The following is a 20,043-nucleotide window of genomic DNA, read 5'->3' as shown; positions in this document are numbered from 1 at the left end:
GTCAGCGCTTGAAGATTCTGGAAGTCACCAATGTCGACTTCGCGCTGCGGCATTTCATTCTTCCGGTGATGCGAGGCGCGAGGCAGCGTGGGCATGAGGTGGTGGCAGCCTGTGCCGATGGCCCGTTACTCTCCGCTGTGCGGGCGGAAGGCTTCCGGGTCGAGACGGTGCCGATGGTGCGGCGTATCTCACCGCTGGCACAGTGGCGGGCGTTTCGTGCTCTGGTGCGGCTCATTCGTACCGAGCAGCCTGATATGGTGCATGCCCATATGCCGATCAGCGGCTTTCTGGCGCGTCTGGCAGCAAGGGCCTGCGGTGTGCCCTGCATTGCCTATACATGCCATGGATTTCTGTTCAATCAGCCATCCCCCCTGCCGCGGCGTATCGTGTCCTGGGTCATGGAGGCGGTCGCCGGACGGGTGACGCATGTGTTCCTGACCGTTTCCACTGAAGAATCACGGGATGCACGCCGTTTGTTGATCCATCGCCATGCCACCCCGGTGGGGAATGGGCGTGACCCGACCGTGTTCCGCCCTGATCCGGAGGCCCGTCGCCACATCCGGCAGGCGCTTGGCACACCGGAGGATCGGCCGGTTGTGATCGTCGTTTCCCGTCTGGTCCGTCACAAGGGGCATCAGGAATTGCTGGAGGCGATGCGCTCTGTCCCGGAGGCCGAGTTGTGGGTGGTGGGGGAGCGTCTGGCCTCCGATCACGGGGAGGATCTGGAACCGGCTTTCCAGCAAGCTGCCGCGCCGGAGGCGCTGGGGCCGAGGCTGCGCCGCCTTGGATACCGCGAGGATATTCCGGCCCTGCTGGCCGCTGCCGATATCTTCACCCTGCCGAGCTGGTTCGAGGGGCTGCCAATGTCTATCGTCGAGGCGATGCTCTGTGGTCTCCCGGTGGTGGCAACCTCCGTACGTGGCCCGAGGGAGCAGGTGGTGGATGGTGAAACCGGTTTCCTGGTGCCCCCCCGCGCAGCGGCACCGCTGGCGCAGGCTTTGACCCGGCTTGCAACATCCCCCGCCCTGCGTGCCCGGATGGGGGCGGCAGGACGGCAACGGGCGCTCGATCACTATGTCGAACAGGCTGTGATCGGGCGGAGTCTTGATCTGCTGGGCCTGTAACGGGGCACGCTATACGCCAACCAGGCAGTGGTACGATGGTCTCTATCCTCCGTCCCTGAATGTTTTGTGACCAAAAACGGTAACAGATGCTGGACGGCACGAAGCAGGATGTGAAAAGCTTATATCCGGGCTGGGCTGCTGAGTCGTCCTGCCGGTTGGTTTTCCGGCACTGCAACCCAATATCCAGCTCATCGATGCCGCGCAAAGGAGCCTGCGGGGCGGACCGGATCGGTTTCCGGTCCCTGCCTGCGGAACCCAGGATCAAGGAGCGTTGCCCATCCATGTTGTCCCGCAACCTTGAGCAGACGCTTCACCGTGCCCTGTCATTGGCCAGTGAACGTCACCACGAATATGCAACCCTCGAACATCTTCTGCTGGGATTGGCGGAAGACGCCGACGCTGTCGCGGTCCTGCGTGCCTGCGGTGTCGATATAGACAAACTGCGCACGGATTTGACGGAATTTCTGGACAAGGATTTGTCCGGTCTTGCCAGTGAGCGTGCCAGCGATCCGAAGCCGACTGCCGGTTTCCAGCGTGTGGTACAGCGTGCCGCCATTCACGTTCAGTCCTCGGGCCGTGATGAAGTCACTGGTGCCAACGTGCTGGTCGCGCTGTTCAGTGAGCGCGAGAGCCATGCCGTCTATTTCCTGCAACTTCAGGATATGACCCGTCTGGATGCAGTCAATTTTATCAGCCATGGCATCGCCAAGGCGCCGGGCCGTTCACAGACCCGCCCCGTGCAGGGCTCGGCCAGCGGCAGCAATGGCGGGGGTGAGCCTGCAGGGCCTGAAAGCGAGCGCGAGGAAAAATCGAGCCGCCGTAAGGAAGACGCGCTGTCGACCTATTGCGTTGACCTGAACAAGAAGGCACGGGCTGGCAAGATCGATCCCCTGATCGGACGTGATACGGAGATTGAGCGTACCATCCAGATCCTGTGCCGCCGTACCAAGAACAATCCGCTCTATGTCGGTGATCCCGGCGTGGGCAAGACGGCCATTGCCGAGGGGCTGGCCAAGCGCATCGTTGAAAGCGATGTGCCGGAAGTTCTGCTCAAAAGCACGATTTATGCGCTGGATATGGGGGCTCTGCTGGCCGGCACACGCTATCGTGGTGATTTCGAGGAGCGGCTGAAGGCGGTGGTCACCGAGCTGGAAAACCATCCCGGTGCGGTGCTGTTCATCGACGAAATCCATACCGTGATCGGTGCCGGTGCCACCAGTGGCGGAGCGATGGATGCCTCCAACCTGTTGAAGCCTGCCCTTGCTTCCGGTTCCTTACGCTGCATCGGCAGCACGACCTACAAGGAATTTCGTAACTACTTTGAAAAAGACCGTGCGCTCGTGCGCCGTTTCCAGAAGATCGACGTCAACGAGCCGTCGGTGGAGGATGCGGTCAAGATCCTGCGCGGTCTGAAGACGAATTACGAGACTCACCACAAGGTCACCTACACGGAAGAAGCCATTCGTGGGGCGGTGGAGTTGGCCGCGAAATATATCCATGATCGCAAGCTGCCGGACAAGGCCATCGACGTGATCGACGAGGTGGGTGCCAGCCGCATGCTGTTGCCGGAGAACAAGCGGCGCAAGACGGTGACCTTGCAGGATGTGGAGGACATTGTCGCCCGCATCGCCCGTATCCCACCCAAAAGCGTCAGTGCCGACGATAAAGAAACGCTGCGCACGCTGGAACGCGATCTGAAAGCGATGGTATTCGGGCAGGATAAAGCCATTGAGGCCCTGTCTGCTGCCATCAAGCTCAGCCGTGCCGGTCTGCGCGATGCGGAGAAGCCTATCGGTAACTATCTGTTCTCCGGCCCGACTGGCGTGGGCAAGACCGAGGTGGCGCGTCAGTTGGCGACGACGCTGGGCATCGAACTGATTCGCTTCGACATGAGCGAATATATGGAGCGTCACAGCATCTCCCGTCTGATTGGTGCGCCGCCTGGCTATGTCGGGTTTGATCAGGGTGGCTTGCTGACGGATGCGATCGACCAGCATCCTCATGCGGTTCTGCTGCTGGATGAGGTCGAGAAAGCCCATCCCGATCTCTACAACATTCTGTTGCAGGTGATGGATCATGGGAAACTGACCGATCATAACGGCAAGATCGTCGATTTCCGTAATGTCATCCTGATCATGACCACCAATGCCGGTGCGTCCGATATGGCGAAGGAAGCCATTGGTTTCGGTCGTGAGGCGCGCGTGGGCGAGGATGAAGATGCGGTAAAGCGTCTGTTCACGCCGGAATTCCGTAACCGTCTGGATGCCGTCATTCCGTTCGGCAACCTGACCTCGGAAATCGTCGGTCGTGTGGTGGAGAAATTCGTGATGCAGCTTGAAGCACAGCTGGCGGATCGCAATGTCACGATCGAACTGAACTCCGCCGCGAAGGAATGGCTGGCTGAGCGTGGCTATGACAGGCTGTATGGCGCGCGTCCATTGGCGCGCGTCATTCAGGAATACATCAAGAAGCCGCTGGCCGAGGAATTGCTGTTCGGCAAGCTGGTCAAAGGCGGTTCTGTCAAGGTCACGCTGAAGGATGATGCGCTTGAATTTGATATTGTTGAAGCAGGCGCACCAGCCTTGCCAAAGCCAGATGCAAATGACGGCGATGAAGAGTTGGCTGCTGAAACGGCGGATTGATTGGTAAAAGCGTTGCATGAAATAAAAAGCCCGGGTTCAAAGACCCGGGCTTTTTTGCGTGCAACAGAGGAGAATATAAGATTGTAGGATGCTCAAATCGGCTGGAAACTTTAGCAATCACTGCTAAATAAAATTACAAAATAAAAGAATTAATAAAATTAATCTATGTGCCTAAAATTTTTAGTTGATTATTTTCTTAGGTAATTATATTCAAAATTTTGTATTGATTGAGAAACAAAATGATAGTTTTTACCAAATTTGCAATGGTTCTCCTAGCTGGTGTGATGATTGTTCCGGCTGTGTCTCTTGCCAAGTCTGATCAGGTTAAGTCAGTAAGCGAAGTTGCGCCCGCAATGTCTTCCCCAGCCTCTTCTTCTGCACAAGTATCTGCAAAGCCTGGGGTGGTAAGCCAGGTTTTTGGTGACTGGATCTATCGCTGTCAGGAAGTCGCGGCTCCTGCCGAGAAGTTGCAACATCCTGTTTGCGAAATCGCCCAGCAGATGCTTCTCAAGCAGGAAGATAAACTGGTTCCAATCCTGACGCTTGCCTTTATGGCAGAAGCACCTGGAAAGCCTTACACGGCAACCGTTGTTGCACCGTTAGGTGTACAGTTGAAATCTGCATTGGCATTATCAGCCGATGGCGGCCATACAACCACCCTTGAGTATCAGTTCTGTGATAATCGGGGCTGTTTTGCACGATCGGTTATTTCTTCATCGTTTCTGTCGCAGTTCAGGCATGGCAGGCAGGGGCATGTGCGCATTGTCATGAGCAATGGACGTGGGGTGACACTGAATTTTGCCTTAAATGGTGTGGCTGAGGCGCTGGCAGCATTTGAAAGTGGCAAGGCACCAATAGCGGCTCATCCCGATTCGTCTGTCAATGCCAAGGCGATATCTTCAGCATCTGCCCCCAAGCCGTAAGGCTTCTATTTTTTCTTTGCTAAACTGCGCATGAAAAGGGTCGCTCTATGATGGCGCCTCATTATTGGAGGCTGGCCTTTTGTATGGCTATGAGCTTCCTGTCAGTGTACGCGATCAATGCGCAGGCACAAATCTTTCAGAGTGGTTCAACTCCTGTCATCGGTAATGCACTTGACCAGCAGCAGCGTGGTCGGGCGCAGGATCGCGAGCGGGAGTTGCAGCGTATTGCACCTCCGGAGGGAGATATCGAACTGCATGTTCCCTCAGCTGCGGTTCCATCAGGAGGGCGTTGCATACAAGTCAACCGTATTGAAGTAAAAGGAGCTGACCATCTTGCTCCCTGGCAGCAGCAGGCTCTGGCTTCTTCTTTTATACAAAAATGTCTGTCGCTGGGTGATCTTGATAAGCTGATCAATGCATTCAACAAGGCTTATATTGATGCCGGTTTTGTGACATCCAGAGCTTATCTGCCACAACAGGATTTATCATATGGCACTGTCCGGATTGTAGCGGTAGAGGGCCATGTCGATAGCTTTCTTTTCAAGGGTCAGACATCTGCACAGCATGAAAAGGGGGCTTTTCCTGGTCTCTCTGGAAACATCCTGAACTTGAGAGATCTGGAACAAGGGCTGGAACAGATGAACCGTCTGCCCAGCTGGGATGCCAGAATGCATATAGCGCCGGGAAAAACGACTGGCGCCAGCATTGTGGTAATTGAAACACCACACCATGGATGGCTGCACGGTGCTGCCTGGATAGACAATTATGGGCAACAGTGGACTGGTCGTAACACGGGTCACGTACTTTTACGTGCTGATGATCCCTTAGGCATGCTGGATGTCTGGTCTGCAGAGTATGATCACTCTGTTTTTCCGCTTCAGCACTCACGGAATAGTAGTTACGCGGCGTTCGATGTGGCAATCCCTTATGGATACTGGACAGCTTTTCTGGACTGGCGTTATGCAAGCTATACCTATCCGCTGGTTGCACGCAGCGATACCTTCAAGTTGGCGGGTGATACGCTGACCTGGAAAGCTGGATTGAGCCGTGTGCTGGCACGGGGGCAAATCAGCAAAACAACACTTGAATTCTGCTATGAGCTGAAGCAGGTCCACTCCAGTATCAATGATGTACGGCTGTTGACGGCCAGTGAAGATCTGGCAGCCCTTGCAATCAGACTCAGTTATAGCAGACGAATGCTGGGCGGTCAGTATTTTCTGACAATGGGTCTGCAGGGTGGTCTTCCTGGTTTTGGCACATCTCTGGAAATTGCGAATCCAACGGCGACTGATCCGCATGCTGTTTATATCAGGCCCAGTCTTGATATCGATATTTACCAACCGCTCCCATTGCGTGCGCGGTTACACAATTTTATCCATGCGGACTATGCCAATGTGCATCTCTATTCGCCGCAGTCTTTGCAAATTGGCGGTATCTATACTGTCAGAGGATTCGTCAATGTCGGCCTGATTGGTGATCATGGCGCTTATACGCGCAATGACATCACATGGACTCTACCGCGCACAGGCCTCAAAAATATCGACATCTTAAGCGGTAAAATAGAGACCTATATTGGCCTTGATGCAGGTTGGGCAGAATCTGATGCCTCTCTTCCGGGGACACGACAGGCTCTTGTTCGTGGTCAAATAGCAGGGGCGGCATTGGGATTTCGAAGCCTGAGTGGTCCTGTATTCTGGGATATTTCGGCACAGCATGCACTTGCAGAAGGACCACTTGGTCATGACGGGTGGATTTATGCATTTCAGGCCGGAGTTAAATTCTGATGGTCATGCGACATACCCGGAAAAATAGCATGAACGTGAATAATTCTGCTTTTCTAATGATCTCATCAATTTGGACTGAATTTAATTCACAAATGGCCACTTTGGCTCGGCGTCTGGTTGTATGCTCTGTAAGTGTTGCGCTTGTGCTACAACCGGTTATTGCTGATGCGCAGCGTATTGTGGTGGATGCCGGAGCAGGTGGCCCTCAGCCTACACTGGATACAACTGCAAACGGTGTTGCTCAGCTTAATATCGCCACTCCCAATACGGCAGGCTTATCTCATAATCATTTCACTGAATTTGGCGTAGCTCCTTCGGGTCTGGTTCTGAATAATGCGACGACTGCAACCGCTACGCAGTTGGGTGGCATTGTATATGGTAATGCCAATCTACAAGGTCATTCTGCAAAGATCATTTTGAACGAAGTAACGGGCAGTGCGGCTTCCCAGCTTAATGGATTTACAGAAGTTGCCGGTGCTTCAGCTGCTGTCGTCCTGGCCAATCCTAACGGTATTACCTGTGCAGGCTGTGGGTTTATCAATACGCCACGGGTCACACTCTCTACTGGTACTCCTTCTTTGGGGTCAGATGGGTCTTTGCAGGAGCTGCGTGTACGACAAGGTACAGTTGCTTTTGTTGGTGCAGGGGGAAACTTCACAGAGGTGCCGGTTCTTGACATCGTCAGCCGGCGAGTGACAGTCAATGGCCCTGTCAAAGGACAGGCTGTTTCGCTGACAGCGGGTCAAGTCAATTATAACTATCCTTCTGGAACGGCAACGACCGTTTCGGATGGCTCATCTGCTCCGCAATTCGCAATTGATACGGCCTCCATGGGGGGCATGTATGCCAACCGTATCCTGATGACCGTCACAGAGGCAGGGGCAGGGGTCCGAATTGACGGGCAAATGGCTGCGAATACGGGCGATCTTACATTGACTGCAAATGGTCAGCTGGTTTTGAAAGGATCTCTCTCCGCGGCCGGTAACATCGCACTTTCTACACAGGGTATGGATGCAGCGTCTGCTGCAACCGTTCAGGCAGGTGGAAATATCCAACTTAACCAGAATGGTACATTGAATAATGCAGGCTCTGTCGCTGCGACGGGAGGTGAGTTAGCAATTGCAGCGCGATCTTTCAATAACAGCGGTACAATACAAGCCCATGGAAAAGCAAACCTGCAGGTCACGCAGATAGCCACCAATACTGCTGGAGGAAAAATAATAGCTTCTAACGGTGATCTTGTCCTTTCAGTGAGTGGGTTGAGTAATGCAGGTGCCATTATATCTGGCTCAGGCTCATTGCAAGTGCAATCAACCGGCAATGTTTCCAATTCCAGTGGGGTGCTGGCAGCACAGACAGGATTGACCGGCTGGATCGGTGGAACACTTGATAATACCGGTGGTCAGATTGCCTCCGCATCTGGTGCAGTAATGCTTAATGGAGACTCAACCAGTCTTTCCATGGCGGGACTGGTAAATACAAATGGCCGGATTCAGGCTCAAAATGGCGATGTCAGGCTGCAGACCCAATCGTATGCTGATGCAGGCAGCGGTATTGCAGCTGCGTCAGGATGGATGGCGCTCCTTTCAACAGATTCAACGCTTATCCAGGGGCAGTTAACCGGTAATGCCGGTCTGGTATTGAGTGCAGGCGGTCTGCTGGTTAATGGTGGTATAGTGGGTGCGCAGTCGGGCGCTGTTACCATCCGCTCTGCTGATATGATGAATACCGGCAAGATTACTGCTTCCTCTGGTAATCTGGCTGTTGCGGCCAGTTCACTGGGTAATACCGGGCAAATCAGTGTGGCTGGTACAATTCTGGCTAACGTAAAAGGTGGTCTGAACAATAGTGGTCAGATTGTATCCGGTTCTGATTTTAGCGTCATTGCTAACGCATTTGCAAATACGGGCTCCATAGCCAGCAGCACTGGATTGTTTGCAATTCAGGTTTCTGATGCTTCAATCAATGCTGGAGGCACAATCCAGGGTCAGAAAGGTATTTCACTGCAGGTTGGTAATGCATTCGATAATACCAATGGAACTATTCTCGCCAACACGCGAACATTATCCCTGAATGTAGCCGGGTTACTGGGCAATCCGTCTTCAGGTCAGATTATAGCCCAGAGTGGTCCTTTGTCTGTAATAGCTGGCTCTCTGGGTAATGCCGGTAAGATGATGGCCCAGACCACTTCACTGACGTTGAATGTTGTGGGTGATATCAACAATGCGGGTGGCCTGCTGGGTGGCCAAACCGGTGTTAGCCTGACCGGTGGTGATGCTTTTGATAACACGAATGGGACTGTTCTGGCGGCGACCGGGGATGTATCGCTGGCAGCCCGAAATGGGCTGATCGGTACAGGCGGCAAGGTTCAGGCCCCTGTCGGAGACGTGAAGGTTGAGGTTGGTTCCTATACAGATGCTGGTGCCGGCGCGATCACGGCTTCAGGTCAGGTATCGTTGAACGCAGCGAATACGCTTTCTGTTGGTGTCGAGGGTCAGATCACGGGTGGCACAGGTCTTCAACTGATCGTTGGTGGTGCTCTTAGTAATGGAGGTGTCATTGGTTCTCAGCATGGTCCTGTTACGATTACTGGTGGCGCAACGGTCAATAGCGGTCAGATCGCGGCGGTGGCAGGAGATGTTTCGGTTACGACATCCTCCTTGTTGAATAGCGGCCAGATAGAGGCCTCAGGTGCGCAGACCATGACGGTGTCTGGTTTGCTGAGCAATGCTTTATCCGCTCAGATTATTGCGCAGGGTGGTGCCCTTTCAGTATCGGCCGGCTCTCTTGGCAATGCTGGCTATATGATAGCCAAGACTACTTCACTGACGTTTAATGTTGTGGGTGATATCAACAATGCGGGTGGCCTGCTGGGTGGCCAAACCGGTGTTAGCCTGACCGGTGGTGGTGCTTTTGATAACACGAATGGCACTGTTCTGGCGGCGACCGGGGATGTATCGCTGACAGCCCGAAATAGTCTGATCGGTACAGGCGGCAAGGTTCAGGCCCCTGTTGGAGACGTGAAGGTTGAAGTTGGTTCCTATACAGATGCTGGTGCCGGCGCGATCACGGCTTCAGGTCAGGTATCGTTGAATGCAGCGAATGCGCTTTCTGTTGGTGCCGAGGGTCAGATCACGGGTGGCACAGGTCTTCAACTGATCGTTGGTGGTGCTCTTAGTAATGGAGGTGTCATCGGTTCTCAGCATGGTCCTGTTACGATTACTGGTGGCGCAACGGTCAATAGCGGTCAGATCGCGGCGGTGGCAGGAGATGTTTCGGTTACGACATCCTCCTTGTTGAATAGCGGCCAGATAGAGGCCTCAGGTGCGCAGACCATGACGGTGTCTGGTTTGCTGAGCAATGCTTTATCCGCTCAGATTATTGCGCAGGGTGGTGCTCTTTCAATATCGGCCGGCTCTCTTGGCAATGCTGGCTATATGATAGCCAAGACTGCTGCGCTGATGTTGCATGTTGCCAGTGATATCAGCAATGCGGGTGGCCTGCTGGGTGGCCAAACCGGTGTTAGCCTGACCGGTGGTGGTGCTTTTGATAACACGAATGGCACTGTTCTGGCGGCGACCGGGGATGTATCGCTGGCAGCCCGAAATAGTCTGATCGGTACAGGTGGCAAAGTCCAGGCCCCGGTTGGAGACGTGAAGGTTGAAGTTGGTTCCTATACAGATGCTGGTGCCGGCGCGATCACGGCTTCAGGTCAGGTATCGTTGAACGCAGCGAATACGTTTTCTGTTGGTGCACAGGGCAAGATCACGGGTGGCACAGGACTGCAATTGGCTGCTGGTGGTGCGCTTGAGAACGCTGGTATCATTGGTACTTATTCTGGAAACATCACAGTTGCTGTAAAGGGTACTACGGCCAATACAGGCTCAATCATAGCCAATACAGGATTGTTGAGCCTTAAGGCCGTTGAAGTAACCAATAGCGGCACACTATCTGCCGGTGCCGGGGAAATGTTTGGTATTATTGGTACACTCAATAATACAAATGGTATCATTGTTACTGAAAGTGGTAATATTATTATTGAAGGTGTCCAGTCAGGAAGTGCATCCGGACAGATTATTAATAATGGTGCTGGTATTGTTAATGGCGTCCCGAGAGGAGGTGCCATTGTTGCGCGTCAAGGGACGCTGTCCCTGAATACAGGAACCCTTTCTGGAAACGGCGCATTATTTTCCGCGCAGGAAATGACGGTGACTGTCAGCGGTAATGATACAAACGCTGGACAAATTTCTGCTAAAAGCCTGACGCTTGGTATTGGTGGTATGCTGATCAATAATGGAGCTATTGAGGCTTCTGCTGGCGATCTGCTTTTAACCTCCGCCTCCTTGAACAATACAGGTACCATTGGAGCGCAGTCAGGCAAAATTGCCATGACATCAGGAACAATTGCCAATACAGGCAGTATGCTGGCTGTATCGAGCGATTTATCACTGAACGCTGGATCATTGAATAATAGCGGCAGAATTGCTGCAAGTAAAAATGTTGCACTTAGTATAACGAATCAAATGGAGAATAGTGGTTCCGGCGAGATCGCAGCGCTGGGAGGCAGCCTGCAATTCTCTGCGGGGACATTTTTTAATACGGCGACTGGAGCCAGCACAGGTCTTCTGAGTGCAGGCGCCATCAGTGGTAAAGTTACCGGGAATGTCAGTAATTCCGGAATGATTTACGGAGAAGCCGGAGTAGCCATCGCCGTCGATGGCACTCTGACTCTCAGTGGAGGCTCTATCACCGCCCCGGATGGCGATGTGGTGCTGGATGGACTGACAGGTCCGACAACAGGGGCCATGATCAATAACGGAGGTCAGATACAGGCTTCTGCCGGTGATGTCCGAATTGAGGTAGCCTCGTATGATGATACTGCCAGCAGTATCATCAGTGCCAAAGAGGTGTTGAATTTATCAGCTTCCAATGCAGTGTCGGTGCAGGGCAATATCAGTGGCGGTCAATTTGTCCTTTCTGCCGGAGACATGACCAATAACGGTATGATGGGTGCGCTGCAGGGCGGTGTTACGATTTCTGCCGTGAAAATGATTAATGCCGGACTGGTGCAGGCTGTAGCCGGTGATATTAGCTTGCAGGCCGTATCATTGACGAATAATGGACAAATAGTGGCAAGCGGTCAGCAGATACTGACTGTGGCTAACATACTCAATAATACTGACTACGGATTGATTTCTGCCAAAGGTGGCAATCTTACAATATCTGCAGGTTCCTTTAGCAATACAGCCGTTCCATCGCAGGGAACCCCAACCGGTCTGGCGGCTCAGGGCATGTTGTCTGCTTCAGTGGCAGGTGATGCGACCAATACAGGCCTTTTTTATGGGCAGAGTGGTGTATTGCTTGGTGCCAGAGGAGCGCTTCATAATGATGGAGGCATAATCGCCGCTGGTACAGGCGACATCACACTGCGTGGACTATCAGGCGGTGCAGCCCTTGCTGCTATGACTAATAACGGAGGGAGTATACAGGCAGCAAAGGGAGCCGTGTCCGTTGTAACGGATAGTTATTCTTCGGATGCTGCTGGTAAAATCAGCGCGGCAACAGCATTAATTATGGTGGCTGATGGTTCCGTCAATACAGCGGGCGTCTTGGCGGGTGGTTCAAATGGCCTGACAATCAATACATCAGGTCAAATGGCTATAATGGCTGGCGCTACTGTTGGGGCCGCATCCGGGCTGGTGAGTTTGATGGCCAGTGATCTCGACAATCAAGGCAGTCTCGTCGCACAGAATGGTAACATAGCCCTGATAGTGTCAGGTAATTTAACCAATAGTAGCTCAATAACAGCGAGCAGCGCTGTTGCTCTAAACGTTGGTAGTTTCTTTGTTAATGACGCCACGGGAACAGTTGGCTCAGTCAATGATATAGTAACCGTGCAGGCAGGGAGTTTTAGTAACTCTGGAGCCATATCATCTTTTGCCGGGCTGTTCATCACTGATTCAGGCGGTGCGACCAATACGGGCACACTCCTGGGTAAAACCGGATTGGTTATGAATGTTGCCGGGATTCTGGAGAACAAAGGAATAATCGGCGCTACAACCGGTGATATTTTTTTGGCAGGCATCGGAAATAATGCAATGTCTGCCCTTGTCAACTCCAAGGGCAATATCCAGGCCAATGCCGGTAATGTCAGTATTAATGCTGGCTTATATTATGATAATGCGCTTGGTCAGGTAAGGGGAAGCCAGTCGGTCACTCTGGTTTCTGCAAAATCTGTCACTGTCGGTACAGAGGGTGCACTAGTCGGTGGTCAAAATCTGGTGATTACCGCGGGTGGCACCGTGGTGAATGGCGGCTCGCTCGGGGCACAGGATGGTAGTGTCAGCGTAATCACGACCGGGGATGTCCTTAATAAAGGAGAGATTCAAAGCAAGGGAACATCACAAATGATGCTGAAAGCAGCATCATTCGACAATGATGGCTCTATTATTTCAGCCTCATCTGGTTCCCTGCAGGTGGCTGGAGAGCTGAATAATAACAAAAATGCCCGTCTGGTTACGGTCGAGGGTAATTTCACGATCAGCGCAGGATCGCTTACCAATAATGGTTCCATAGGGGCTGGTGGGGCGCTCAATACAGCAGTATCCGGCGATCTGTCCAACCAAGGGATGATGGTTGGTAAAACAGGTGCTACACTTCATATTGATGGCACACTCAGTAATACAGGCGGGAGTATTATTGCTCTTGCAGGTTCTCTTTTGATCAGAGGTCTGCTGAATAATTCCATTGCATTGCTGAATAATGCTAATGGCACAATCCAGACCGGTGAAGGTGACCTGACAATACAGGCTTCTGCACAATCAGACATTGGAAAGATAAGTGCAGCGAATAATCTGTCCTTGCAGGTAAGCGGTGATTTTACGGCGGCAGATTTCGCAGGCGTGGCATCTGGCAAGGATATGTCCCTTGATATAGATGGCACGTTAAGCATTGCTTCTGGCCAAAGCATTGGCGCCAATGGTGAACTGAATATCTCCGCGAATTCATTGAACAATGCCGGTGGTCTGTTCAGCACGACCGCCATGCAGCTGCTGGTGAGTGGGGATATTACCAATACAGGGTTGATATATGGATCCACCGATCTGAGTATCGGCCTTAATGGTGTCCTGACTAATAATCAGGGTGCTCTTATCGCTGAAAATGGTAATCTGACTATTGGGGGCAGGCAGGCAGGCAACTCTGCCAGTGCCTTGTTCAATCATTCCGGCCTTATCCAGGCGGCATCATCAAGTGGCAATATCAATATTGATGCCCACAACATCACCAATGATGTCGTCGGTGGTGTGAATCAGATATCTGGCGTTGTGTTCCAGAAACTTTATGCAACCAACGAAAATCCGCCAGCAGTAGATCTCAGTAATTTCAAATCTTCCTCGGATATTAATCAATATTGGACATCCACAAAGCACGTTTATGTCCCAAATCCGGTTGGGCCTGGTGGTGTCTGGTTTGCTCTTTATGACCAGAGTGCACAGTCCGGTATTCTGGTTGAAGGGACTGGTGCCAGCTATGTGCGTAATGCTGCAGCGGCTTTGATCAGTGCTGGTGGCAACCTCACAATAAATTCGAGTAACGGCATTCAAAATGATGCAAGCCATCTTTCCGCGGGTGGAAATATTAACCTGACCGGAGGAAGCCTCAACAACGTTGGCTATCAGGGAAATGTCCTGTATACAACGACCTGTACGGGCAATAACAGTTGCCGTTCAGCCCTGCCGCTTGTTGATCCATTACCGTCTAATATACCGATGCCTGGATGGGTTATCGGTGCGGGCCATCCGGTTGTGCCTGAGGCCTGGTTTAATGCAGCGGCCTCAAGTGTCACCGGTACCATCATTGCTGGTGGCAATATCACCGGCAATTTCACAGGGACGATTACTAACGAGACAAAGATTGCCCAAGCCACTCCATCCCAGATGATGGGCTTTGGTGGTACGGTTCCATTACCCTCGACAGCAGCAGCGCCAGCGGGTTCCAATGGTGCCGGCAGCTTCATTGTCAATGGCAATGGAGGATTGGGCTCAATGGCAACCTTGCCGGGTGGTTTGGCCTCCACTACGGGTGGCCTGCCAAACGGCGCAGCTTCCTATGCCGTGCCGGGCGCATCGAGCTCCTTGACACAATCACAAGGTGGTGGGGGTGTCGCTATTGGTAATCTGTCTATGCAGGGCGTGGGATCTGTCGGTGGTTCAGGCTCTCAACTCCCTGGAGGAAGTCAGGGCACAACAGGTTGGGGCGGTAATGGCAATGCGATCGCCATCAATCAGGGCAATGCGGCTAAAATGCCGGGAGCAGGCGGGGTTAGTATAGGGGCAACGTCTGCAGCTGTTCTGCCTCAATTTCAGAGTGGTGTTGCTACAAATGCTGGCTCATCTTCTTCCTCGATACCCGGGATTGGTAGCGGCCCGAGTACGTCCCAGATTATTGCCTCTGTTGCTGGTGGGAATGCTCTGTTCATTCCCAATCCGGCTCCGCAAGCGCATTATCTGATAGAGACGAACCCGAATTACACGACGTTCAAGGGTTTCTACGGGTCTCAGTATCTTCTTGATCGCCTGGGAGCGAATTCGCAGACGACACCACCCTTTCTTGGGGATGCGTATTTCGACACGCGTTATGTGGCGCAGCAGATTTCGGATGCCACAGGCCATGCGACGCTCAGCGCAGCGTATAGCACGGAGCAGGCGCAGATGGTGGCTCTGCTGAACAATGCAGCGAGCCAGTCCCAGGCGCTTGGTCTGCAAATCGGTGTGGATCTGACATCGGAGCAGGTGGCTGGTCTGGACAAAGATATCGTCTGGTATGTGCCGAGGATCGTGAACGGTCAAACGGTTCTGGTACCACAGCTCTATCTGGCGGCCGGTAGCCGGGATAAGGTGCTGAGCGATGGTGCGGTTCTGTCTGGCAAGGATGTCACGCTGAAAGCGGCGGGGCTTTACAATTCCGGGACGGTCTCTGCATCGAATGATCTGTCGATCTCGGTTACCGGCGACATCGTGAATAATGGCGGGACGCTGAAAGCAGGCAATGATCTTCTGCTTCAGGCTGGAGGCTCGATCATTAGCAGTAGTACGAAGCAAGGCTGGCAGACGATGGGGGGTTCGGTAGAGTCCGTCAGCCGAGTTGCTTCTATTGTCGCGGGTGATGACCTGACGATGAAGGCCAGTCAGGATATCGTGTCGGCAGGAAGCGTGTTTGGAGCAGGGAACTCTCTCGAAATTGAGGCTGGACGAAATGTTTCTCTGGGCAGTCTCGCGCTTTCGACGAAGGATGACTCTTCCTTTGGTGGTGTCAGCCGTTATTTTAATCTGACACAAAATCTTGGTACCACACTTACCGCAGGCAAGAACGCAATTGTGTCTGCGAAAGATAAGCTGAGCTTGCAGGGCATCACGCTGTCTTCTGGTGGAGATACCACGCTTGTCGGCGGCCAATCGCTTTCCCTTGATTCCTCGACGAACAGCTTGTCGAGCACGATCTCTGGCAGCAAAAGCGGTTTTGGTAACAGCAGCAGCTTCAGCGGGTTGCATGATGTCACGCTTCAGATTGGTTCATCGGTCAATGCCGGCGGTAATGTGACCCTGGCGGCTGGTAATGGCGGGATCACGCTGAACGGCAGTAGCGTAAAAGCGGGCGGGACTCTGGATGCTTTCACGACAGGCAGCATCACGCTGAACACTGTGACCAGCAGCGAAACGCGGGAGGCATCGAGTAGCCATACGGGCTTGATGGATGGTCGTTCGCAAACGATCGGCACGTATGACGAGCACGTTCAGGGCAGCACTCTCTCCGGGAGTAACGGTCTGTCACTGTTTGCGAGTGGCTCGATCACCGGAACAGCTGCGAACCTTCTGAGCGATCATGGCGCCGTCAGCCTTGAGACGAAGAACGGTGATATTTCCTTGCTTTCGGCGTCGGAGCGCCATGACAGCTGGGCCTCGTATGGTGAAAGCGGTGTTTCGTTTGGTGGGTCCGGGACAGATTTCCACCACAACACGGTATCGACGCAGACGGAAGCTGTTCTGTCGATTGGCAGCACAGTATCGGGCGATACTGTTTCGATTGTGTCAGGCAAGGACATCAATATTGTCGGGTCTGGCGTTGTCGGCACGGGGAACGTGGTGCTGGACGCTGCCGGTGACATCTCGATCCGGAGCGCGCAGCAGACGCTGAGCCTCACGGATTATCAGAATGACAAGAAAGCCGGTGTTTTCAGCATGGGGAGCAGTGCGATCCCTGTCGCTGTTGGCGCGGGATTGCAGCAGAACAGCAGCACGACGACGACAACGCAGGTGACGAATGTCGCCAGCGCGGTGGGCTCTCTGTCGGGTGATCTGACCGTGCATGCCGGTGGTGCGGTGACGTTGAAGGATGCTCATCTGTCTTCTGGCGGTGATATGGCGATCATCGGCAAAAGCGTTACTTTCGATGTGTCTCACGACACGACGACGCAGACACAGTCACAGAAGACGAATTTCTCTGGCGTGACGGCGTCGCTGAGCGGTGTTGTGGGGAATGCCTACACCTCTGCGGCGGTTGCGGCGTCGGATCGCCAAACTGATCCGCGTCTGCAGGCTCTGGACGGGGGGCAGGCGGCCTATGCCGGGTATCAGGCCTACAAGGCGGTTGATGCGGCGACGTCTTCTGGCAAGAACGGGCAGTTGTTGCAGGTTGATGTGATGGCTGGAACCTCCAGCAGCGAGAACCGTGCGGGTTATTTCAGCAGCACGGCGCAGGGGAGCAGCGCGGTTGCTGGCGGTAACCTGTCTGTCGTGGCGACGTCTGGTGACATCACGGCCCGTGGGGCGACGCTGAGCGGTGGCCGGAATGTTGCGCTGGTCTCGACGGGAAACATCGTTCTGCAGTCAGCGGAGAACAGCACGCAGTTCAGCAACGACAATGTTTCGAAGTCTGCTGCTGTGGGCGTGTATGCCGGTATTGGCACGCAAAGCACAGGCTATGGTGTTGAGGGGAGCGCCAGCTGGGCTCAGGGTGGCACGGTTGCCAGCAGCAGCACGCCTGTGAACACGGTGGTGGCGGCCGGGAACACGCTGACGCTGATCAGCGGCAAGGACACGCGTCTTGAAGGCGCAGATGTGGCCGGGAACCGCGTTGTTGCGAGTATAGGCGGCGATCTGATCCTGAAGAGCACACAGGCGACAGCGAGCGGCAGCAGCAGCCAGAGCGGTGGTTCGGTGAATGTGCAGATCGGCATCACGGGAACCAGTGGCGGCTCTGTCTCTGCTGCGACGGACCATATCGGGAATGGCTATGCCTCTGTGGTGTCGCAGACCGGAATTTTTGCCGGGAATGGTGGTCTGAACATCACTGTCGGTGGCAATACCTCGCTGACCGGCGCTGTGATCTCGAGCACCGCGCCTGCGAATGACAATGTGCTGAACACCGGTTCTCTGACGGTCAGCAATGTGGAGAATCATTCGAACTCCTCTGCGGTTTCTGTGATTGCCAGCGCGTCGAGCAGCGGTGTCGGCAGCGGCGGCGGTGTATCTCAGACGAACGACAATGCCCACAGCACGACGCTGTCTGCGATCACGAACAATGTTGGTGTGACGGTGCGTGACGGCACTGTTCCGTCGACCCTGCTGCGTCCTGAGCAACTGACGGCGAATACGGCGCTCGGGACGGTGACGGGCGGCGTTGCTGGCAGCGGCGGGACTGCGCTGCAGACGACGAACGGTGTGCAGAACAGGTTCGATCCGCAGCAGACGCGGAATGATCTGGCTTTCAGTCAGGGCGCTGCAAATCTGTTTGGACAGGTTGCGAATGAATTTGCAGGCAATCTGATTACATCACGCGGCTGGAGCGAGAATGATCCACGCTCCCTTTTGCTGCATAGTATGATTGGTGCTCTGCAGGGATATATAGCAGGGAATACGGCCTGGAGTGCTGCGAGCGGTGGATTGGGAGCCGCCGGTGGTACGGCATTAACTCAATGGATGGGTAACTATCTGATTGAGCATGGGGTGCAGCCAGACAGTGCGGAAGGCCGTATTATATTACAGCTTGCCAGTGGAGCAGTTGGAGCTGGAATCGGGGCACTTGTTAATGGTCAACAGGGGGCACTGGTTGGAGCATCTGCTGCGCAGAGCGCGACATTATTTAACTATTTAACTCATTATCAGGCTGTTCAGAAAATCAATGCTGAAAAAGCGCTTGCTGCATGTAAAAGCAATGGTAGTTGCAGCGAGGATGAGATCAAGACCTATACAGACACCATTAAAACACTTGAGGATATTGATAATCAGACAAATCTGGCGGTCGTGCAGGCGTGCCTGACGGGTGGATCGCTCGCTTGTTTGAGTCAGAGCCAACGCTTGAGCAATGCTGCAGCGACATGGAGAGCAGCAGATACCGCAGGAGTAGACCTTAATAACGCTGATGTAGCGGCTTTAAAGGAAGAGTATCAAAAACTTTGGGCGGTAGACCATCTGACCCAGAAAATCATTGATTCTCGTGATGCTCAATACCTTGGCTCTATTCTTAAAGGGTTTGATCTTGGTGCTGCAGGTGGTGTCGTTACAGCGGTCTCTGCCATTGCGGCGTATGAAGGTATTGAAGCAGCAGCAACAATCCATGCGATGTGCGGAGCAAGTGCTGCCTGCTATGCAAACTATTTTGGCCTTATTGTTCACGACATTATTGCGACTGCACCTGAACTGGGCGGCTCCCCTACTGCTCCCACTTTGCTGGCGTCAGCTATTGCCGCCGCGAAAACGTCATTGGTTGCCAGCCGTGTTGGAAGCGCCCTGCCTGAAATTTATACAAGTGCAGAACCGATGGAGTCAGAATTTCCGCAACTGATTGGCGTCAATCCACATTATAGTGTTGGTGGCAGGAATAATAACTGCACATCCTGTGCCAATGCGGTTTATGAGCGCCTGACTGGCAAAAATTCTGCAGCAGTCGCTGATAATCTTGGTCGGGGTAGTGAATTGGATCTTGACGCCGCAAATTTTAGTAAGCCTGCTACTGTGAGTGAAGTTTCTCATTATATGAGAGGGTTGAAGTCTGGGCAGAGCCGTTTGATTATTATTCTTCAGCCTGGAGACACTCATCATGCAATTGTTGCAACAAACCTTAATGGAAAAGTGTATTTCATTGATGGACAAAGTGGGTTAGTTGTTAATCTTAATTCTGAAGTAAAGCTTAGGGTTGGTTATCCTAATTTTGAAACCCCCCTAGTGCCATGGGATGTTAAGAAATGAAAAAATTAAACTTTGAAGAAGCAAAAGAAAAAGCAATAAAAGATCTCAGATTGCATTTTGAAAATGTTTATATTCCTGATGGAATTGATTTATTAGATGATAATTTTATACGTGGTAAATATTTTTGGATATTTTTCCCTAATAAAAATATAATTTTTTCTGAGAAAAATTGGTTTGAAAAACAATTTTGTTGTTGTGTAATAGGTGAATATGGAGGCACGCGGTACATGCGAGATTTAAGGAATAAGCCAACAGAGTTGCAAAAGGCTTTGGATGGTTTAGCTATTTCCCATCACCCTGACAATTTCAAATAATTTTATCCA

6 protein-coding genes are annotated in these 20,043 nt (G+C 52.9%); all 6 read left to right on the top strand.

The features are described 5' to 3' along the window. The first annotated feature begins 8 nt into the window (after positions 1 to 8). The 6 genes from GbCGDNIH8_RS09145 (at position 9) to GbCGDNIH8_RS12940 (ending at position 20,034) form a co-directional block, all read left to right on the top strand. The gene (locus tag GbCGDNIH8_RS09145) at positions 9 to 1,124 is read left to right on the top strand and encodes a glycosyltransferase family 4 protein (RefSeq protein ID WP_072572940.1); all 1,116 of its coding nucleotides are present in this window, start codon (positions 9 to 11) and stop codon (positions 1,122 to 1,124) included. 281 nt (positions 1,125 to 1,405) lie between these two features. Then, on the top strand, positions 1,406 to 3,766 hold the full coding sequence (clpA, locus tag GbCGDNIH8_RS09140) for an ATP-dependent Clp protease ATP-binding subunit ClpA (RefSeq protein WP_072573771.1): 2,361 nt from the start codon (positions 1,406 to 1,408) through the stop codon (positions 3,764 to 3,766). Positions 3,767 to 4,005: 239 nt separating this feature from the next. Then, the gene (locus tag GbCGDNIH8_RS09135; RefSeq protein WP_081368934.1) at positions 4,006 to 4,689 is read left to right on the top strand and encodes an invasion associated locus B family protein; all 684 of its coding nucleotides are present in this window, start codon (positions 4,006 to 4,008) and stop codon (positions 4,687 to 4,689) included. 47 nt (positions 4,690 to 4,736) lie between these two features. Then, positions 4,737 to 6,473 (top strand): ShlB/FhaC/HecB family hemolysin secretion/activation protein, encoded by a 1,737-nt coding sequence (locus GbCGDNIH8_RS09130; protein ID WP_072572938.1) that lies wholly within the window; start codon positions 4,737 to 4,739, stop codon positions 6,471 to 6,473. A gap of 143 nt (positions 6,474 to 6,616) precedes the next feature. Further along, on the top strand, positions 6,617 to 19,720 hold the full coding sequence (locus GbCGDNIH8_RS09125) for a two-partner secretion domain-containing protein (RefSeq protein ID WP_172822937.1): 13,104 nt from the start codon (positions 6,617 to 6,619) through the stop codon (positions 19,718 to 19,720). After that, positions 19,717 to 20,034, top strand: a complete 318-nt coding sequence (locus GbCGDNIH8_RS12940) for a hypothetical protein (protein WP_157692611.1) — start codon at positions 19,717 to 19,719, stop codon at positions 20,032 to 20,034. Before GbCGDNIH8_RS09125 ends, GbCGDNIH8_RS12940 begins: the two co-directional genes overlap by 4 nt. The last annotated feature ends 9 nt before the right edge of the window (positions 20,035 to 20,043 follow it).

Origin of the sequence: Granulibacter bethesdensis (genome assembly GCF_001889545.1) — a bacterium.
In the GTDB taxonomy this organism is placed as follows: domain Bacteria; phylum Pseudomonadota; class Alphaproteobacteria; order Acetobacterales; family Acetobacteraceae; genus Granulibacter; species Granulibacter bethesdensis_B.
The sequence above is the reverse complement of the archived record's forward strand: the minus strand, read 5'-3'. Positions and strand labels throughout refer to the sequence as shown.

Bases quoted from the DNA above. Each gene is read 5' to 3' on its own strand.
- GbCGDNIH8_RS09135 (WP_081368934.1), top strand. From the start codon at position 4,006: ATGATAGTTTTTACCAAATTTGCAATGGTTCTCCTAGCTGGTGTGATG.
- clpA (WP_072573771.1), top strand. From the start codon at position 1,406: ATGTTGTCCCGCAACCTTGAGCAGACGCTTCACCGTGCCCTGTCATTG.
- GbCGDNIH8_RS09130 (WP_072572938.1), top strand. From the start codon at position 4,737: ATGATGGCGCCTCATTATTGGAGGCTGGCCTTTTGTATGGCTATGAGC.
- GbCGDNIH8_RS12940 (WP_157692611.1), top strand. From the start codon at position 19,717: ATGAAAAAATTAAACTTTGAAGAAGCAAAAGAAAAAGCAATAAAAGAT.